The organism is Staphylococcus condimenti, assembly GCF_001618885.1.
GTDB classification, from domain to species: domain Bacteria; phylum Bacillota; class Bacilli; order Staphylococcales; family Staphylococcaceae; genus Staphylococcus; species Staphylococcus condimenti.
On the sequence record NZ_CP015114.1, the window covers coordinates 2,156,574 to 2,175,391 of the forward strand.

General features: G+C 34.7%; 17 protein-coding genes. 15 read left to right on the plus strand and 2 right to left on the minus strand.

Annotated features, from left to right (window positions below; genetic code table 11):
* Positions 1 to 36: 36 nt before the first annotated feature.
* From sdaAB to A4G25_RS10285, 10 genes are all read left to right on the plus strand, one after another.
* On the plus strand, positions 37 to 714 hold the full coding sequence (gene sdaAB / locus A4G25_RS10250; RefSeq protein WP_047131608.1) for an L-serine ammonia-lyase, iron-sulfur-dependent subunit beta: 678 nt from the start codon (positions 37 to 39) through the stop codon (positions 712 to 714).
* 13 nt (positions 715 to 727) lie between these two features.
* Positions 728 to 1,618 (plus strand): L-serine ammonia-lyase, iron-sulfur-dependent, subunit alpha, encoded by an 891-nt coding sequence (sdaAA, locus tag A4G25_RS10255; RefSeq protein ID WP_047131607.1) that lies wholly within the window; start codon positions 728 to 730, stop codon positions 1,616 to 1,618.
* A gap of 178 nt (positions 1,619 to 1,796) precedes the next feature.
* Positions 1,797 to 1,973, plus strand: a complete 177-nt coding sequence (locus A4G25_RS13110; protein WP_165380003.1) for a hypothetical protein — start codon at positions 1,797 to 1,799, stop codon at positions 1,971 to 1,973.
* Positions 1,974 to 2,055: 82 nt separating this feature from the next.
* The gene (locus A4G25_RS10260; RefSeq protein ID WP_047131606.1) at positions 2,056 to 2,592 is read left to right on the plus strand and encodes an NAD(P)H-dependent oxidoreductase; all 537 of its coding nucleotides are present in this window, start codon (positions 2,056 to 2,058) and stop codon (positions 2,590 to 2,592) included.
* A 163-nt stretch (positions 2,593 to 2,755) separates the two neighbouring features.
* Positions 2,756 to 2,920, plus strand: a complete 165-nt coding sequence (locus A4G25_RS13010; protein WP_156483164.1) for a hypothetical protein — start codon at positions 2,756 to 2,758, stop codon at positions 2,918 to 2,920.
* A gap of 48 nt (positions 2,921 to 2,968) precedes the next feature.
* Positions 2,969 to 4,078, plus strand: coding sequence for an RNA-guided endonuclease InsQ/TnpB family protein (locus A4G25_RS10265; protein ID WP_047131605.1), 1,110 nt, complete (start codon positions 2,969 to 2,971; stop codon positions 4,076 to 4,078).
* Between the two features lie 197 nt (positions 4,079 to 4,275).
* Positions 4,276 to 4,947, plus strand: coding sequence for an NAD(P)H-dependent oxidoreductase (locus A4G25_RS10270; RefSeq protein ID WP_047131646.1), 672 nt, complete (start codon positions 4,276 to 4,278; stop codon positions 4,945 to 4,947).
* A 191-nt stretch (positions 4,948 to 5,138) separates the two neighbouring features.
* Complete coding sequence (locus A4G25_RS10275; RefSeq protein WP_047131604.1) at positions 5,139 to 6,131, plus strand: D-2-hydroxyacid dehydrogenase; 993 nt, start codon at positions 5,139 to 5,141, stop codon at positions 6,129 to 6,131.
* A 51-nt stretch (positions 6,132 to 6,182) separates the two neighbouring features.
* Entirely contained in the window at positions 6,183 to 7,979 is a 1,797-nt protein-coding gene (locus tag A4G25_RS10280; protein ID WP_047131603.1) for an ABC transporter transmembrane domain-containing protein, read from the plus strand.
* The gene (locus A4G25_RS10285) at positions 7,963 to 9,750 is read left to right on the plus strand and encodes an ABC transporter ATP-binding protein (protein ID WP_047131602.1); all 1,788 of its coding nucleotides are present in this window, start codon (positions 7,963 to 7,965) and stop codon (positions 9,748 to 9,750) included. The genes A4G25_RS10280 and A4G25_RS10285 overlap by 17 nt, the downstream gene beginning before the upstream one ends.
* Before the next feature lie 54 nt (positions 9,751 to 9,804).
* Here the strand turns inward: A4G25_RS10285 and A4G25_RS10290 are convergent, their stop codons facing one another.
* Complete coding sequence (locus A4G25_RS10290; RefSeq protein WP_047131601.1) at positions 9,805 to 10,086, minus strand: GNAT family N-acetyltransferase; 282 nt, start codon at positions 10,084 to 10,086, stop codon at positions 9,805 to 9,807.
* Positions 10,087 to 10,377: 291 nt separating this feature from the next.
* Here A4G25_RS10290 and A4G25_RS10295 point away from each other — a divergent pair, with 291 nt between their 5' ends.
* The 4 genes from A4G25_RS10295 (at position 10,378) to melB (ending at position 14,816) form a co-directional block, all read left to right on the plus strand.
* Positions 10,378 to 11,403: a metal ABC transporter solute-binding protein, Zn/Mn family gene (locus A4G25_RS10295; RefSeq protein ID WP_047131645.1), complete on the plus strand. Its 1,026-nt coding sequence runs from the start codon at positions 10,378 to 10,380 to the stop codon at positions 11,401 to 11,403.
* A 160-nt stretch (positions 11,404 to 11,563) separates the two neighbouring features.
* The gene (locus A4G25_RS10300; protein WP_047131600.1) at positions 11,564 to 11,998 is read left to right on the plus strand and encodes a MarR family winged helix-turn-helix transcriptional regulator; all 435 of its coding nucleotides are present in this window, start codon (positions 11,564 to 11,566) and stop codon (positions 11,996 to 11,998) included.
* 67 nt (positions 11,999 to 12,065) lie between these two features.
* Positions 12,066 to 12,959 carry a VOC family protein gene (locus A4G25_RS10305; RefSeq protein WP_047131599.1) on the plus strand — a complete coding sequence of 298 codons (894 nt, stop codon included), beginning with the start codon at positions 12,066 to 12,068 and terminating at the stop codon, positions 12,957 to 12,959.
* A 423-nt stretch (positions 12,960 to 13,382) separates the two neighbouring features.
* On the plus strand, positions 13,383 to 14,816 hold the full coding sequence (melB, locus tag A4G25_RS10310) for a melibiose:sodium transporter MelB (protein ID WP_047131598.1): 1,434 nt from the start codon (positions 13,383 to 13,385) through the stop codon (positions 14,814 to 14,816).
* 15 nt (positions 14,817 to 14,831) lie between these two features.
* On the opposite strand, the gene A4G25_RS10315 is transcribed toward melB, so the two are convergent.
* A complete protein-coding gene (locus A4G25_RS10315) occupies positions 14,832 to 15,677 on the minus strand; it encodes an AraC family transcriptional regulator (protein ID WP_082107850.1) in 846 nt (281 codons plus the stop codon).
* 91 nt (positions 15,678 to 15,768) lie between these two features.
* Here A4G25_RS10315 and A4G25_RS10320 point away from each other — a divergent pair, with 91 nt between their 5' ends.
* On the plus strand, positions 15,769 to 18,777 hold the full coding sequence (locus A4G25_RS10320) for a glycoside hydrolase family 2 TIM barrel-domain containing protein (RefSeq protein ID WP_047131597.1): 3,009 nt from the start codon (positions 15,769 to 15,771) through the stop codon (positions 18,775 to 18,777).
* The last annotated feature ends 41 nt before the right edge of the window (positions 18,778 to 18,818 follow it).

Below are 18,818 nucleotides of genomic sequence, written 5' to 3' on the forward strand. Positions count from 1 at the left end.
TTTCTTAACAAAAAGATAAGGAGATGACTTTACGCTATGGCAAGAAAAAAGGATTTCCAGAGCGCATTTGATATCATCGGACCTGTAATGATGGGGCCTTCAAGTTCACACACAGCAGGTGCAGTTAAAATTGGTAATGCAGGGAGAACAGTACTGCAAGGAACACCAGAAAATATTGAAATTCATTACTATGAATCTTTCGCAAAAACACATTTAGGTCACGGTACTGATGTGGCTATTATCGGTGGATTATTAGGCTATAGTACGTTTGATGAACGTATCAAAAATTCAGTTGAAATTGCGAAAAATGAAGGTATTAAAATTAAATTCATTGAAGAATCTGGCAAAAGCTTAGGAGAGCATCCTAACTGTGCATTAATTAAAGCAGACAGTGGCGATCGTCATATTGAAGTCAACGGTATTTCAATTGGCGGCGGAACAATTAAAATCAAAAGCATTAATGTTAATGGTCAATGTATTTTAATGAACCATGGACTTCCAATCTTAGAAGTAGATGGACCTACAGATAATGCTACAATCAATCATTTGATTAATGATTTGATTGAAAACGGAGTAGATATCAACGAAGAAATTAAAACAATCAACCAAGAAGGCTGCTTAATGGCAATGCACTTAAACAAAGCACTTTCAGAAGATACGTTAGATAAAATGAGAGAGAAATATAGCGACTTAAACTTTGCATATATTAAATAAAGAGGTGTAATGTATGTTTGATACTATTAAAGAAATCATTGATTACTCGAACGAACATGATATGAGTTTCGCAGAAATTATGATTCAAGATGAGATGGAACGTAGCGGACAATCGAGAGAAGAAGTTCGTGAACAAATGAAACAAAACTTAGAAGTAATGCGCGACGCAGTTAAAAAAGGGACAACTGGCGAAGGCGTTAAAAGTGTAACAGGGTATACTGGTCAAGATGCTATTAAAATTAAAAATTATAATGAAAATAATCATTCACTCTCAGGTAACGAAATGATGCAAGCGGTTATGGGCGCAGTTGCAACTAACGAAGTGAATGCAGCTATGGGTATCATTTGTGCGACACCAACAGCTGGTTCTTCAGGTACAATTCCAGGAACATTATTTAAATTAGAAGCAACTCATGGACTTACAGAAGATCAAATGATTGACTTCTTATTCTCAGCATCAATTTGCGGCCGTGTTGTTGCAAACAATGCAAGTGTTGCTGGCGCAACAGGTGGCTGTCAAGCAGAAGTTGGTTCAGCATCAGCTATCGCAGCAGCATCAGCTGTTCAAATTTTCGGAGGTTCACCAGAAGCTTCAGGTCACGCATTAGCAATTTCATTAAGTAACTTGTTAGGTCTTGTTTGTGACCCGGTTGCTGGTTTAGTTGAAATTCCATGTGTAATGCGTAATGCAATCGGTTCAGGAAATGCTTTGATTTCTGCTGACTTAGCATTAGCTGGCGTAGAAAGCAGAATTCCTGTTGATGAAGTTATCGAAGCAATGGGCAAAATTGGTCGTAACTTACCAGCAGAATTACGTGAAACTGGTCTTGGTGGTTTAGCAGGTACACCAACAGGTGAAGCAATCAAACGTAAAATCTTCGGTGATTCTGAAGTTAAATCATAAAATTAGCATTAATTGAATAGTGAATTAATCTAAAACACACAGTTATCTGACTGTGTGTTTTTTTGTTGTTTTCAGAAGTATAAAAATGGCGAAGATTTAGAAATATTCAAATTGTGAGAAAATTATATTGAAAATTGTGACAATTATGGGTAAACTAGTCAAAAGGGGTTGATGGGATATGGTACTAAGATTAGTTATAATTTTAATCGCTTTTGTAGCCAATACTACACTTACTTACTATTTGATAGATTTCGGGGAAGTATTACAAAACTTTTTAAAATCAATGTCAATCAGTATGATGCTCGTCTTCATTTTCTATTATGCTAAGTTAGTGATTGAATCAAAAAGGGAATAACAGAATATAAATTAAAATGAGATAGCTTGGGGAAGCCATCTCATTTTCTTTTGCATAAAAAGAAAAGAAAGGATGAATTGACATGTCAACTTTAGTAATTATCGCACATCCTGGAATTCAATCAGCTAATATTAATGAATCTTGGAAAGAAACAATTGAAAATCGTTTTGAACTTGCAACAACTCATGATTTATATGAGTTATATCCCGATGGAAACATTAATGTAGAAAAAGAACAAAAACTTGTAGAACAACATGACCATATTGTCTTTCAATACCCAATGTATTGGATGAATTATCCTCCTTTACTACAAAAATGGTTTGATGAAGTCTATACAAATGGTTGGGCATTTAAAGGCGGAAGTGCTTTAAAAGATAAACATTTTGGTTTAGCAATTTCATGCGGACAGCCAAAAGACCATTATGCTCATACAGGATCCATTGGTTACACGATAGAAGAAGTTGTGACGCCGTTAAAAGCTGTGATTAACTTAGTAGGCGGACATTATTTTGGCTTACATGCTATATATGATACTGATAGTATCGGCAACTTTGCTGATATTGCAGAAAATGCAGACCGATACATTGCGTTTCTAGAAAAACTCGAAAAACAACAATAGTATAAAAGTGATTAAAATAAACCGCTTCCCTTTCAACTGTATCTTCTCTATTCTATACTGATATTATCAATTAAATGAGGAGGAGCAATACTGTTACTAAAAATATAAGCAAACGATTATAAGCATATCCAAACATATTTATCATTCAAATGAGGTGACAATGATGTATAAGACTAAAGAAATAATTGGAAAATTAAGCAGTGCTGTTTCCAATCCATCTAATCATAAATATGCAGCATACAGTCTGGCTGCGAATCCATCGCAACCTAATGCATTACAAAATCAATTTGAAATTTTAACACATCACAACAACTATCCATACTTTTAGCGACTGTATCTATGGTTTTTGCCGATTGAAAAAAGAGGGCGGCAAAATATGCTGAGAGCTTTTAGAACCGAAATCAACCCTTCTTTTGAACAACGACTAACCATCAACCAAACTATCGGCACATGCCGTTGGATTTACAACAAATTCATTGAAATCAATCAATATCTATATAAAAAAGAAAAATCGTATATGGATGGTTATACATTCAGCAAATGGATAAACAATGAATACCTACCCAGTAACCCTGATAAACATTGGATTAAACAAAGTGCTAGCAAAGCCGTCAAACAATCTATTATGAATGCACATCGTGCTTATCAGACATTTTTCAAAAAACAAAAAGGTTATCCGAAGTTTAAAAAGAAATCAGGCATTGGAAGCTATTATTTGATCGGTACCATCCATGTACAACGACATCGCATCCGATTACCGAAGCTGGGATGGATTAAATTAAAAGAAAAAGGTTACATCCCAACAAATAATATAAGATCGGCAACTGTTATCAGAGAATTCGATCGTTATTATGTATCTGTACTGATTGACTGTGAACAACCCCTCCGCTTTAAACCGAAGCAAACAGACGGAATCGGTATCGATTTGGGATTAAAAGAAGCTGTATTCACACCCTCCGGTGTGAAAATCAGAAACTTCAAAACGAATCAAAGTATTGTCAAACTTGATAAATCTTTGAAACGACACCAGCGAAAATTATCCAGAAAGAAAAAAGGTTCTCATAACTGGTATAAACAATTATTGAAAGTACAAAGATTATACCGACGTATTAAAAACATTAAAAGAAATATCAAACGCAAAGGCATACTCTCTATTGTCCGCACAAATCCGCAATTTATTACGATTGAAAATTTAAACATCAAAGGCATGATGAGAAACAAAAGATTGGCCAATAGTTTTCAACAGATCGGACTAGGTAACATTGTTGAGTGTTTTAAAATCAAATGTCAAGATTATGGTATTGAATTACGCCAAGTCGATAGATTTTATCCATCCAGTCAAATATGTTCTGACTGCGGTCACAGACAACCCATGCCTTTGAATCAAAGAACGTATCATTGTCATCATTGCGGAATGATTAAGGACAGAGATATCAATGCCAGTATTAATTTGAAACAAGCGACAGATTACACCGTGATAGTGTAATAAAAATAAAGAAAGGAAAACTGCTAAAAGGTTATCACACAATTTAAATGTATTGATAAAGTTTCAAACTACGGTGGGCTACATCGGAAGTAACGCTCTGGGAGAGGTTCATAGACCTGATTTCAAATGAAATCAACCTCGATGAAAAGAGAAATTCTCTAATGACATTTGAATATGTTTTTAGTAGCAGAGATTTAATGGATAATAAAGAAATGCGCCAAGTCATCATAGATGCATTTAATTTCAGACATGCAACAAAACGATTCAACCCTGATAAAAAAGTAAGTGACGCTGACTTTCAAACAATATTAGAAGCAGGTCGCTTATCACCAAGTTCAATTGGTTCAGAGCCATGGCGTTTTGTGGTTGTACAAAATGAAGAAATGCGAGAAAAATTAAAAGAAGTAGCACCAGGTGCACAAGGCCAATTAGAAACAGCAAGCTACTTTGTTATTATTTTGGCACGTAAAAATCTCAAAGCAGATTCTGATCACTTCAGACATATGTTAAAAGACATTCAAAAAGTACCTGAAGAAAAAATAGAAGGTATGGTCAAAGGATTTACATCATTCCAAAATGACAACTTAAACTTATATGAAAGCGAACGTTCGTTGTGGGATTGGGCAAGTAAACAAACTTATATTGCTCTTGGCAATATGATGACAGCAGCGGCATTGTTAGGCGTTGATTCTTGTCCGATGGAAGGTCTTAAAATGAAAGAAATGACAAAATTACTTAATGATGAAGGTATTATGAATTCAGATTATTTCTTGCCTTCAGTAATGGTTGCATTTGGTTATCGTGCAGAAGATCCAAAACGTGGAAAAACACGCCAATTACAAGAAGATGTAGTCGAATGGATTATGTAAATTTATAAATAACAACTTTTTAACAGAAGCTCTTTTAGTGATAATTGCTATTGAAGAGCTTCTTTTTTTACGAGATAATTGTCTGAATTTTGTGTTTCCTGGAATAGAATGAATGCTATAATTAAGGCCGTAACCTTTATTCAAAAATAGAACGAAAAGTGAGGGAATACATAATAAGGAAGTGTTGAAAGATGAGAATTAAGATGTTTGATGTAGAAAATTATGAAGAACAATATATTAAAGACTGGTCGAAAGCACATCAAATTGAAGTAGATTATGAACATGGCCCATTAACAAAAGAAAATGCAGCACAATTAAAAGATTATGACGGTATTTCATTAAGTCATAATGGTCCATTTGATTCAGACTTATTTGAAGTGTTGGCTTCATATGGGATAAAGCAGATTGCACAACGCAGTGCAGGGTTTGATATGTATGATTTAGAAAAAGCACGTGAATGGGGTATTACAATTACAACTGTGCCAAGTTATTCTCCAAGTTCGATTGCTGAATATGCAGTAATGGGTGCTTTGTATTTTGCAAGACAAGTACCATTAGTGCAACAGCGTGTGCACCAGCATGATTTCAGATGGAAAGGCGATATTATGTCGCGTACGGTTAAAGACTTAACTGTTGCGGTGATTGGTATTGGCCGTATCGGCAGTATTTCAGCACGCTTATTTCATAGTTTTGGTTGCAAAATAGTGGGATATGATCCTATACGACGACCTGAAATGGAAGGGATTGTAGAGTATAAAGAAAGTATCTTAGAAGCAATTACAGAAGCAGACATTGTAACATTGCATATACCTGGCAATAAAGACACTTATCATCTTTTTGACGAAGAAGTTTTTCGCCATTTCAAAACTGAAACTATTTTTGTGAACGCTGCACGCGGTATGGTGGTGGATACTAAAGCGTTCTTGACAGCTTTAAATAGTGATAAAATTGTAGGTGCTGTGATAGATACGTATGAGAATGAAGCAGAGTATTATCGAAGAGATTATTCTGAAAAAGAAATTAAAGATGATATTTTACTGCATTTAATTGAACGAGATGATGTATTAGTGTCGCCGCATATTGCATTCTTTACTGGAGAAGCGGTTAAGAATTTAACAGAAGGCGGGCTTAACAGCACCTTGGAAGTTTTAACAACAGGCGATTCAGAATTTCGTATTAATTAAGACATTCTTTCAAACGTTGAACCAAATTGAAATAAGGGGGGAACGTTCAACATGAAAGTCTTTATAAATTTAAAGTGGTTTTTTAAGCAAGAAAAGGCTAAGTATTTGTTAGGACTCTTAGTCTTATTAGGAATCGCGTTGATTCAACTTGTACCGCCGCAAATCATCGGTAAAACAATTGATTTGATTGGAACAAAAAAACTGACAGGACATACTTTGCTGATTTATATGCTGTTGCTGAGCGGAGCAGCAATTATGACTTATATTTTGCGCTATACTTGGCGTGTATTAATTTTTGGTACAAGTAATAAATTAGGAAAAATCCTGCGTAGTCGCTTGTATGAAAAATATACATCAATGAGTCCATCGTTTTTCCAACAAAGACGTACTGGAGACTTAATGGCACATGCAACGAACGATATCAATGCTGTGCAAGGGGCAGCAGGGCCAGGTATATTAATGATCAGTGATTCATTAATCACAGGAACATCTATTTTAATTACAATGGCTATTACAGTTAACTGGAAATTAACATTAATTGTAATGTTGCCGATGCCGGTTTTAGTGATTTTAACGAGCTATTATGGTCGTTTGATGAGTAAAGGGTTTAAGAAAGCGCAAGCCGCATTTAGTCGATTGAATGATAAAACTCAAGAGAGTATCTCTGGGATTAAAGTAACAAAAACGATGGGTTATGAAAAAAGCGATCAGAAAGACTTTAAAGATATCAGCGACGATGTCGTGGAAAAAAACTTAAAGGTTGCACAAATCGATGCACTCTTTGACCCGACCATTATGCTGGTTATTGGGACAAGTTACTTCTTAGCAATGGTGTGCGGTTCATTCATGATTTTTCATGACACTATCTCATTAGGTCAATTGATTACGACTACAACTTACTTAGGTATGTTAGTATGGCCGCTTCTCGCACTCGGTTTTTTCTTCAATATTATCCAACGCGGGAACGCTTCTTATGAACGTATCAGTGACATTATGGATACAAAAAATGAAATTGATACAACCTATAGTGTTGAAGGTTTTCCAACTGGAAACATCTCTTTCAACATTGAAAGTTTCCGCTTTCCAGATGCCGAACATCCTGCTTTAACAGACGTTCATTTTACGATAGAAGAGGGCACGACAGTAGGTATCGTGGGAAGAACGAGTTCAGGTAAAAGTACCCTCCTTCGTTTATTAGTACGAGAATTTGATACGAAAAGACCAGAAGATATTACGTATGGCAAAATACCTATCAGAGATTATGAAATCAGTCATCTGCGTGCCATGTTTGGATATGTGCCGCAAGATAATTTCTTGTTTTCAACAACAATAAAGGAAAACATTGCTTTTGCAGATCCTGCAATGGAAGAAGAAAATATTGCACGTGCTGCGCAATTGAGTTATATCCATGATGATATTTTAGATTTTCCGAAAGGCTATCAGACCATTGTAGGTGAACGTGGTGTTTCATTATCCGGTGGACAAAAACAACGTGTCTCTATTGCGCGTGCAGTGATTCAAAATCCACTAGTGCTTATATTCGATGATTCTTTGTCAGCGGTAGATGCAGATACAGAAGAACATATATTAACAAATATGCAAAATGACAGACAGGGCAAAACAAATATTATTACTGCGCACCGTATGAGTGCAGTGAGTCATGCTGATTTGATTGTCGTTATGGATGAAGGTACAGTGGCTGAAAAAGGAACACATGAAGAATTAATGCGCAATCAAGGTTGGTATTGGCAGACTTATCAATCTCAACAATTACGTGATGAATTAACACGAAATCTTGATGATATCACGCAAGGGGAAGGAGATGGTTCGAATGCCGAAAACAAATGATGTGCAACCTGATTATCAATTAAGTGCAAAAGACCAATGGCGTGTTTTGATGCGTTTGATTCGCTATACTTTCTCATTTAAATGGTTAATAGCCGTTGCATTCTTAATGCTGGCTATCTCTACAGCAGCCAGTGTTGCTACGCCGTATATTGTTAAAGTGTTTATTGATGATTATTTAACACCTAGACATTTTCCGCAAAATGAAATCATTTGGCTTGTGGTGATTTTTATAGTCATTGAACTTGTCGGTGCTGCGACAACGTATATCAACATCTATATGTTCCAAAATTTTGCATTTAGAATTATTCAGCAATTACGTATTGATGCATTTGATAAAATTGGTGAATTAGGTATGAAATATTTTGATGAAGTACCGAGCGGCAGCATTGTTTCTCGTCTGACGAATGATACAGAAGCGATTATAAACATGTTTACTGGTGTATTTTCTTCCTTTTTAATGGCGCTGTTCACCGTTATTTCAAGTTTTATTATGATGTTTGTTTTAGATGTCAGACTTGCTTTTATGGCAATGTTCTTTATGCCGATTATTATTTTAGTACTGGCACTGTATCGTAAATATGCCTCTATCTTTTTTGCAGAAGCTAGAGAGCGTTTATCTAGTTTGAATGCTAAGTTAGCAGAATCAATCGAAGGTATCCGGATGATTCAAGTTTTCAATCAGGAAAAAAGGCTGCAAGAAGAATTTGCAGAAATTAACGAAGAATATTACCAATATAATTTGAAAACAATTCGATTAGATGGTTTATTATTACGACCTGCAATTGGGATGTTGAGTATTTTTGCGACTGTTATGATATTAAGCTATTTCGGGTTGTTAAGCTTTTCATCTTCTGTTACAGCTGGGGTCGTATATGCCTTTGTACAATACATGCAGCGTTTCTTTGAACCTATCAACCAAGTCAGTCAGAATCTGAATATTTTCCAACAAGCATTAGTTGCGGCTAACCGTGTTTTTGCATTACTTGATAACGATACTTTAGAACCGAAACAAGAAGCGGTTCCAGATCATGTCATTACAGATGGTAAAATTGAATTTAAAGATGTGACTTTCAGTTATGATGGAGAACATGATGTCTTGAAGCATGTTACTTTTACAGCAAATCCAGGAGAAACTGTAGCGTTAGTCGGACATACAGGTTCTGGTAAAAGTACAATTGTCAATTTGTTTATGCGTTTTTACGAATTTCATCACGGCGAAATTTTAGTGGATGGAAATTCAATTAAAACGATACCAAAACAAGATTTGAAACAGAAAGTAGGTTTGGTATTGCAAGACCCATTTATTTTCTATGGAACCATCTTGACTAATATTAAGTTATATCATCCTACGATGACTTTTGAACAAGTTAAAAATGCAGCGGAATTTGTACATGCTGATCGTTTTATCAATCAATTGCCAAATCAATATAATCATAAAGTAGTTGAAAAAGGAAGTGCGTTCTCAAGCGGAGAACGACAACTGATTGCTTTTGCACGTACTATGGCAATTGATCCTAAGATATTGATATTAGATGAAGCAACGGCATATATTGATTCGGAAACTGAAGAACAAATACAAGATTCATTAAAAGTGATGCGTAAAGGCCGCACGACTTTAGCCATCGCGCACAGACTTTCTACAATTCAAGATGCAGATCAGATTTTAGTCTTGAATAAAGGTGAGATTGTTGAACGCGGTACGCATGAAGAATTGCTTAAACAAAAAGGAATTTACTATAATATGTTTTTATTGCAAAATGGACAAAATTAAAAACAGAGAGATCAGATATTTATCTGACCTCTCTGTTTGTTTTGCTTATGTAAATTATTCTTTGCCTGCGTAAAATTGCTTGAATTCTGGAAAATGATCAATGACATTACGCGCATAAGAACTGCTGCAAGTAATTTTTAAATCATTTTCATTGGCATAGTCGATAACTTTTTCGACTAATTTGGTCCCCATACCCTGATTGCCTAAAGTATCACTTACAGCTGCATAGTAAATATCAATTGTCTTTTCGTTAACGTTACGAAATTGGATGATAGCATCTGGTTGTGCTGCATCTCCGATATAAAATTGATTTTCACCCATTTGCAAACCTGTCATACATACCCCTTCTTTACTTAAAATTAATTACATATTAAATCTTACATTAAAAGAAAAGGGTAGACAATAAATTGTGACACTTTTTTGTCATTTTGTTCCAGAATTTTTTGATTTAAAAGAGAAATCAAAAAAATAAAGAGTACAATATTTCAAATTAAAGCATAAAATTTAATCAGAAAAATTTCAGAATACTAGGAATCTAAAAGATTTGTCAAATACCATTGCAATTTATTTCTTTTAGGGGTATAGTTTAAACCATAATGATTACGATTTGGAGGGAGTAACTTGAAAATGAAAAAAACATTATTCATTTTGTTATCTCTTGTCTTAACTGTAGCTTTAGCAGCTTGCGGAAATGGCAGCAGCGATAAAGACAACAGCAGTAAAGATAAGAAAGAATACAGCGAAAAGCATAAGATGAAAATCAATACGACAGTATTTGCTTTCCAAAGCTTTGCCGAGCAAATCGGTGGTAAATATGTAGATGTTAATTCAATCTATCCGCCTGGTTCAGACATACATAACTTCGAACCAACACAAAAAGAAATCTTGAATATCTCTAAAGGTGACTTATTCATCTATACAGATAAAGAGATGGACCCAGCAGCTGGTAAAATTGCGAAAACAATTAAAAATAAAGATGACGTATTGTCATTAACAAAAGGTATCAGCAAAAAAGACATTCTTCCTGGTGAAGAACATGAACACGAGCATGAACATGGTGATCACGAAGAACACGGTGAAGAACATGACCATGACCATGAACATGGTGAAGAACACCATCATCATGGTAAATATGATCCACATATTTGGTTAGATCCAGTTATTGACCAAAAATTCGCTAAAGAAATTAAAGACGAATTAGTTAAAAAAGACCCAGACCACAAAGATTACTACGAAAAGAACTATAAAAAATTAGATAAAGAAATCGCTGATGTCGATAAAGATATGAAACAAATTTCTAAAGACAAAAAACGTGATAAAGTTATCATTTCACACGATTCATTATCATACTTAGCTAAACGTTATGACTTCAAACAAGAAGGCGTTAATGGTATGAACAATGATGAACCAAGTCAAAAAGAAATTTTAGCTATCGTCGATGAAGTTAAAAAATCTAAACAACCATACGTATTGTATGAACAAAACATTCCTTCTAAAGTAACTGACATCATCAGAAAAGAAACAAATACAAAACCATTAAGCTTCCATAACTTGTCTGTATTGACTAAAGATGAAGCAAAAGACAAAGATATTACTTATCAATCATTGATGAAGAAAAATATCGAATCATTGAAAAAAGCTTTAGATGAATAATATAAAGATTGAACACACATGTTGTTAACGCAGCATGTGTGTTTTTTTATTTTAAAAGAGGATATTTAGGTAGTATAAAAATTATAGTCAAAACGCTTTACTTTTTGAGGACACCGTATTATAATTATCTCGAATTCGAAATAAATGGAAGGTGATGATAATGTCGCGACAAGAAAATGCGTTAAATGCATTTATCGGTTTAACGAGAACTACTGATATTTTAGAACACATTGCAAAAGAAGATGCTCGAAAGCATCAATTAAATATTACGGAATTTGCGGTATTAGAATTACTCTTTCATAAAGGACCTCAACAAGTACAGCATATCCGTAAGCGTGTGTTAATTGCGAGCAGCAGTATTACGTATGTTGTAGATTGTTTAGTGAAAAAACAACTTGTTAATAGAGTAAGAGATGACCAAGATAAGCGTGTATTTAATGTTGCACTGACAGCACAAGGTACACAATTGATGGAAGCAATCTTTCCTCAACATGCAGAAACATTAACAGAAGCTTTTGCCACATTAGATGATGATGAACTTGCACAATTGAATCAGTTATTAAAAAAAATCAGCACTCATGCACAAACGATTTAAGCATAAGTGCTTTAATTAGAAAATAATTTATCTCGAAAACGAGATAAATTTGAGGAGGATATTATTTATGAAAGATATTAAACGTATTCATCATATTTCAGCAATTGTAGGAGATCCACAAGAAAACTTGGATTTTTATAGAGACGTATTAGGATTGCAGTTAATTAAACAAACAGTTAATTTTGATGATCCAAGTGCGTATCATCTTTACTTCTCAAGACAAGATGAAAACAAAGAAATGGTTATTACGTTCTTCAACTGGCCGAATGAACATCGCGGCAGAGTAGGAAGCGGTCAAGTCGGCACAATTGCGTTCAGAATTCCTAAAGGTTCAATTGATAGATGGCAAGCATGGTTGAAAGATAAAGGTGTAGAATCTAAAATTTCAGGATTGTTTGATGATGCAACATTAGAATTTGAAGATGTGCATGGACTCTCACTTGCATTAGTAGAAGGTGAAGAAGAAGCAGACGATGATGCAATTTTAGGGTTCCACGGAACAGAATTGCTTTCTGCTGATCCAGAAGGTACACGCAGTACATTAGTTGATGATATGGGATTGAATGTAGTGAGTGAAAATCCAGCTAAAATTCATTTAGAAACACGTGGAGACGAAGCACATCAAATTATTATTTCAACTTCACCAATGCCGCAAGGAAGATTTGGTGTCGGCACTGTACACCATGTAGCTTGGAATGCTGAAGATGAAGCTGAACATAAAGAATGGCAATCACACATGATGGATGCAGGTTATCATGTCACTGAAGTTAAAGACAGAAAATACTTTAAAGCAATTTACTTCAAAGAAAAAGGTAATATTGTATTTGAAATTGCAACTGAAGGCCCAGGTTTTACAGTTGATGAAGATGTGAATGAATTAGGTCAACATTTGATGTTGCCAGAACAATTCGAAAGTCAACGTGAACAATTGGTACAAAACTTAAAACCAATTCACCTATAAAAGAAGACAGGTTAGAATTAGGTAATGACTGATGTCTCTGCAATCAAAATAATTTTATAAAACTATGACTATAAAGTATGAGCGAAATTTAAACCTTATCAATAGGTTTCAAATTTCGCTCTTTTTTATTTTTTAATATCTGGTTATCAAAAATGAGATGCTATGTTTCTAATGTAGCGTAATACAAGGATTATGTTTTTGATATCTAAATTAAGTAGATATTCACATAGGTACTTTCAATATTTTAAAGAAAAAATATATAAAGAGGAAACAAATTATCGGAAAGTGGAAACATATTGCCATGTAAAAATAAAGGAGTATTTGATAACGTTTACATTAAGGAAGAACAAAGAGAGCAGACATCGATGATATGCGACTGGTAACAACTAGACATAACATTCTATAGACAGAGGTGGAGAAGGTTTGGAAAGAAAATTAACGCGCTTTGAAAAATATGCATTTGGTTTTGGAACAGTAGGAAAAGATGCCATTTTTAATATTGTAAGTTTATTTTTAATGTTTTACATAACAGACATTGTAGGTCTGTCTCCGGCGTTTGTTGGAATACTCTTCTTTGCGGCACGTATTTGGGATGCTGTTAATGATCCAATTATGGGGATGATTGTGGATAATACGCATAATCGTTTCGGCAAGTTTAAAACATGGTTGGTTATCGGTACATTAATCAATGCAGTGATTACCATTTTGCTCTTTACTAATTTTGATTTGCCGGGCAATGGCATGTATATCTATATATCAGTCATCTACATTATTTGGGGAATGACTTATACCATTATGGATATACCTTATTGGTCATGGTTGCCTAATCTAACTAATAATCCGAGAGAACGTGAAGAAGTAGCAGTAGTCCCTCGATTTTTTGCAAGTTTTGCAGCCTTTGTTATCGGCAGTTTCGGATTATTGTTTATTCACCAGCTTGATAACTGGTTAGGACATCCTTTTAAAGGAGCAGGTATTTTTGCACTTGCTGTTATTTGCAGTATCACTTTTTTAATCACGATTGGAATTACAGTTTTTTGTGTACATGAAGATACTGAAATAGAACGCCAAAATGCGATTAAAGTTCAGTTTAAAGACTTATGGCGTATTCTTTTTAAAAACAAAGAACTCCTTGCAATTATCGGTGTAATTTTAGCATTCAATCTATGCGGACAAATGATTAACGGTATTATCCTATATTACTTCAAGTATGTTGCAGGGGTGGAAAGTTTATTCTCAGTTTTCAATACGATGATTTTAATGGAGATGGCGTCTCTATTGATTTTCCCATATTTAGTGAAAAAAGCAGGGCGTAGTGCAGTATTCAATTATGCAGTTTCAGGTATTGTTGTCGGCTTGACGGTGATACTCATCGCTGGTTTTATTGCGCCTCATACAGCGTTATGGGTCGTTATCGGTGGCGCTTGTATCCGTTTTGGAACAGGAACATTAGTAGGTATCAATACGGTTGCTTTAGCTGATGTGATTGATTATAGCGAAGTGAAATTCGGTCAACGTAATGAGAGTGTGATTACTTCTACTCAGACATTTTTAGTCAAACTTGCGCAAGCTTTTGCGGGATTAAGCGTAGGTATAGGACTATCAATCATAGGTTATACCCCTAATGTTGCACAAACTGCAGAAACGATTTGGGGTATTCGTATCGGCATGATTGGAATCCCGATTTTCTTTATTATCATTTGCAGTCTGCTCTATCATAAAGCCTTTAATTTAAAAGGTGACTTCTTAAAAGATATTGAAAAGACATTAGAGTATAAACGTAAACGTGAAGGACGCAGCCCTATTCATCATGAGCCCCCGCAAACAGAAGGTGTATCATCAGCAACGCATTCATAATAGAAAACTTTGGTTTTAATGCTGTGTAATACCGAAAACTGTACGATATTCAGATGGATTCATATTAAAATGACGCTTAAATGCACGTGAGAAAATTAAAGGATCATGGTGGTATCCTACCATTTCGGCAATGGCATAAATCGGCTCATTGTTATTGATTAAATATTGAGAGGCATGGTACATGCGCAAATTATGAAGGTAATCTTTAGGTGAAGTACTGAAATGTTTTTGGAAAGTTTTATAGAGATAGCTTCGGCTTAAATTAGAAGCATCTGCAATGGCAGATACGGAGATATCATACATGTAATTCTGATTCATAAACTGGAGTGCAAATTGAATTTTTTGATCAACTTCTTGTTCAGTATATGAAAATTTTTTCGGAAATGCTTTTTGCAGTGTATAAAGTAATTCAAACAAGTACTGATTCAGCAAGATATCATCAGAATTTTCGATTTGCATGTTTTCTGCAGTCTGGCAAATCTCCTGTATTACCCGGGAAATATCAAAAATATTTTGTTGTTGTTCAACTACTTTATCTATAATGCTTGAACGTGATAGATAGCTCATCACTTGTTTACCGCTCATTCCGACCCAGTAATATGTCCAAGGATTATTTTTAGAAGCGGTATAACTGACTTCCATACCTTCTTTCAGCAAGAATAAATCTCCTTTTTTCAAATGATAGGTGTGGCCATCGTAAGTAAATGTACCTGTGCCTTTTGTAATGACGTGCAAGACAGCTGTTTTAGTTACAGTGTATGTATAACCGACATTAGGTGTACCAAGTTCAATACCGCATTCATCAATATTAGACTCGAAATTTTCTTTTTTAAATTTTTTCCAAAGCAATTGCACAACCATCACGCTCTCTTTCTCTCTCAATAAACATATTATAACATGCAAAATATTGCGAAAGCAGCGTGATATTTCTTAAATTCAGGAGGGTTAAGTTTTGAAATTAGACTTGCATTATAATTTAAAACAGTTACATGTGAATACATTACCTTATACAAATTACTTTGTTCCATATCATAGAAAAACTGAAATACGTGACAATAAAAAAGATTTAGATAAAGCATGTGTAACACCTTTAAATGGTGACTGGAACTTTGATTATTATGAAAGTGTACAAGAATTTGAAGAGGCACCCCATAAAAAAAGTAAAGGCAGGTTGCCTGTTCCGAGTGTATGGAATTTATTTGGGTATGATCAAATACAGTATGTGAATATCAAATATCCGATTCCATTTGATCCGCCGAATGTACCTGAGGAAAATCCTTGTGGGTTTTATCAACGCCATTTTGACTTGCACAAACTCTATAAGCGAAAAAAACGACAATATATCTTAAACTTTGATGGTGTCAGCAGTGGGTATTACGTATGGATAAATCAACAATTTGTTGGTTACAGTCAAGTGTCGCATTCAATTTCTCGTTTTGATATCACTGATTTTATAAAAGAAGGAAAAAATTCTATTGCTGTTTTGGTAGTGAAATATTCAGATGGTACTTATTTTGAGGATCAAGATATGTTCCGTCATTCAGGTATTTTTAGAAATGTTTATATTGTAGAAAGACCTGAACAAAGAATTGAAGATTTTAAGATTGATACCAAAGTAGATTCAGATCAAAATATAGGTGAAATAAACATAGATATCCGAAAAACAAATGGCAATCCAGAAATTGAATATGCCTTGTTTGATCCTTATCAAAACAAAGTAGCAAGAGGGGAATTAAATAAAAATTTAACTATCCCACTTACTGAACCTAAGCTTTGGTCAGCAGAAATACCGAATCTATATACACTTTATCTCCTTACTGAAGATGAGATTATTGAACAGAAAATAGGAGTGCGTGAGGTCAAAATTGAACATCAGCAACTTTGGATTAATGGGCAAAGTGTTAAATTAAGAGGTGTGAATTATCATGATAGTGATCCGCTGCAAGGTTATGTGGTTTCAGAACAACGTTTGATTACTGATTTGAAATTGATGAAAGAAGCTAACTTTAACGCAATTCGTACAGCACATTACCCTAAATCACCGCGTTTTTATGAATTGGCAGATGAATATGGATTTTATGTGATGAGTGAAGCGGATTTAGAAACTCACGGTGTTGTCATGTTGTACGGAATAGAGAATATAGAAGATTTTAATATCATAGCAGATAATTCTAAATACGAAAAAGCAATCTTAGATAGAGTAGAAGCTTCAATTGTGCAATTACAGAACTATTCGTCCATCATTATGTGGTCATTGGGAAATGAGTCAGGTTATGGCCAAAATATCAAAAAAGCAGCTGCTCTCGCACATGAATTAGATGATACAAGACCCGTTCATTATGAAGGTGCATTTTATGCGAGAGGCGGAGAAGACTACAGTAAACTCGATATTATCAGTCGTATGTATCCTTCACCAGAAGAAATTGAAAGTCGTTATTTAGACAACAAAGAAGTAACAAAACCTTTTATACTTTGTGAATATGCTCATGCTATGGGAAATTCACCAGGCGGTTTAGAAGCATATCATGAATTGATGGAAAAATATCCTGCATTTATTGGCGCATTTGTCTGGGAATGGTGTGATCATGCAGTGACTGCAGGTATGGAAGAAGGGTTTTATCGTTTCAGATATGGAGGAGACTCAGGCGAAACTTTACATGACAGTAATTTCTGTGTTGATGGAATCGTCAATCCTGAACGTATTCCGCATGAAGGTTTTTATGAATTTCAAGAAATACACCGTCCGCTCGCATTGAAAAAATATGACGGGTTAAGATGGACGGTTCGTAATCAACTTGATTTTCTCAATGTTAATCAATATTTAGACGTTACATTACTATTAACTACGATAGATGGGGAAAGTAAGAAAATTCCATTTGAATTGCCTGAGATAATGCCCCATGAAGAAAAAGAGCTTGATTTTAGTGCTATTGTTGAATCTTACCACTTCAAATTTGAAGAACTGAGCAGTATTATGCTGACGTATCGGTTGAAATTCAGAACAGCGTTATTAACTTCAGATACTTATCTTGGGCATGATCAAGTTATTTATCAACGCCAGGTAATTAATAAAGTGGAAGATCAAAACGCTTCAATTGAAGGAGAAGCATCTATCATCATAGGCTCAAAAAGTATTTATCTTCGACTTAAAGAATGGGAATATCATTTTGATAAAAAGACAGCTGCGCTTAATTTGGTTAAACATAAAAACAAACGTTTGATGGATGAACCTACAAAGATTGCGATTTGGCGTGCACCGACAGATAATGATATACACCTAGAAGAAAGTTGGAAGGAAATGGGCTATTTCAATCCGATTACACGGGTAGCTGGTTATAATATTGATGAACAAGATAACAAAATAATCATTTCATTTGATATCGGTTTTTATAGTGTCTTTTCTCCTAAAATTTTATCTATAAGTTACAAATGGACAATTTATCCAGGAGGCCATATTGAAATCGATATGGATATGGAACGTAATATGCGTATGCCGGCATTGCCGCGGTTTGGGATGATTTGGAAGCTGCAAACAGTTTATGAAAAAGTACGCTACTATGGGAACGGACCTTTCAGCAGTTATAGTGATAAAAACTTAGCATGTCATTTAGGATGGTTCGATACAACAGTAGATGAAAACTTCAGACCGCATATACGTCCTCAAGAAGACGGCAGTCATGATAATGTCACTTCATTGAGTATAAAAAGTGTTGATAAAGAAGTTCGATTTTCAGCTGGTAAACCTTTTAGTTTTAATGTGAAACATTATTCAGATGAACAAATGACTATGATAAAACATCATGATAAACTGCAAAAAGAGCCATATTCATTTGTGCACATCGATGCGATACAAAGCGGTATAGGCACAAACAGTTGCGGTCCTGTACTGCCTGAACGTTACCAAGTAAATGGTCCGTTTTATCATTTAAATTATAGTGTCGATTTCAAAGAATTTATATAAAAATAAGGCAGATAGACCGTAAAAAACGGTTTATCTGCCTT

Bases quoted from the DNA above. Each gene is read 5' to 3' on its own strand.
- A4G25_RS10305 (WP_047131599.1), top strand. From the start codon at position 12,066: ATGAAAGATATTAAACGTATTCATCATATTTCAGCAATTGTAGGAGAT.
- A4G25_RS10260 (WP_047131606.1), top strand. From the start codon at position 2,056: ATGTCAACTTTAGTAATTATCGCACATCCTGGAATTCAATCAGCTAAT.
- A4G25_RS13010 (WP_156483164.1), top strand. From the start codon at position 2,756: ATGTATAAGACTAAAGAAATAATTGGAAAATTAAGCAGTGCTGTTTCC.
- sdaAA (WP_047131607.1), top strand. From the start codon at position 728: ATGTTTGATACTATTAAAGAAATCATTGATTACTCGAACGAACATGAT.
- A4G25_RS10300 (WP_047131600.1), top strand. From the start codon at position 11,564: ATGTCGCGACAAGAAAATGCGTTAAATGCATTTATCGGTTTAACGAGA.
- A4G25_RS10285 (WP_047131602.1), top strand. From the start codon at position 7,963: ATGCCGAAAACAAATGATGTGCAACCTGATTATCAATTAAGTGCAAAA.
- A4G25_RS10295 (WP_047131645.1), top strand. From the start codon at position 10,378: ATGAAAAAAACATTATTCATTTTGTTATCTCTTGTCTTAACTGTAGCT.
- A4G25_RS10265 (WP_047131605.1), top strand. From the start codon at position 2,969: ATGCTGAGAGCTTTTAGAACCGAAATCAACCCTTCTTTTGAACAACGA.
- A4G25_RS10280 (WP_047131603.1), top strand. From the start codon at position 6,183: ATGAAAGTCTTTATAAATTTAAAGTGGTTTTTTAAGCAAGAAAAGGCT.
- A4G25_RS10275 (WP_047131604.1), top strand. From the start codon at position 5,139: ATGAGAATTAAGATGTTTGATGTAGAAAATTATGAAGAACAATATATT.
- A4G25_RS13110 (WP_165380003.1), top strand. From the start codon at position 1,797: ATGGTACTAAGATTAGTTATAATTTTAATCGCTTTTGTAGCCAATACT.
- sdaAB (WP_047131608.1), top strand. From the start codon at position 37: ATGGCAAGAAAAAAGGATTTCCAGAGCGCATTTGATATCATCGGACCT.
- A4G25_RS10270 (WP_047131646.1), top strand. From the start codon at position 4,276: ATGGATAATAAAGAAATGCGCCAAGTCATCATAGATGCATTTAATTTC.
- A4G25_RS10315 (WP_082107850.1), bottom strand. From the start codon at position 15,677: ATGGTTGTGCAATTGCTTTGGAAAAAATTTAAAAAAGAAAATTTCGAG.
- A4G25_RS10290 (WP_047131601.1), bottom strand. From the start codon at position 10,086: ATGACAGGTTTGCAAATGGGTGAAAATCAATTTTATATCGGAGATGCA.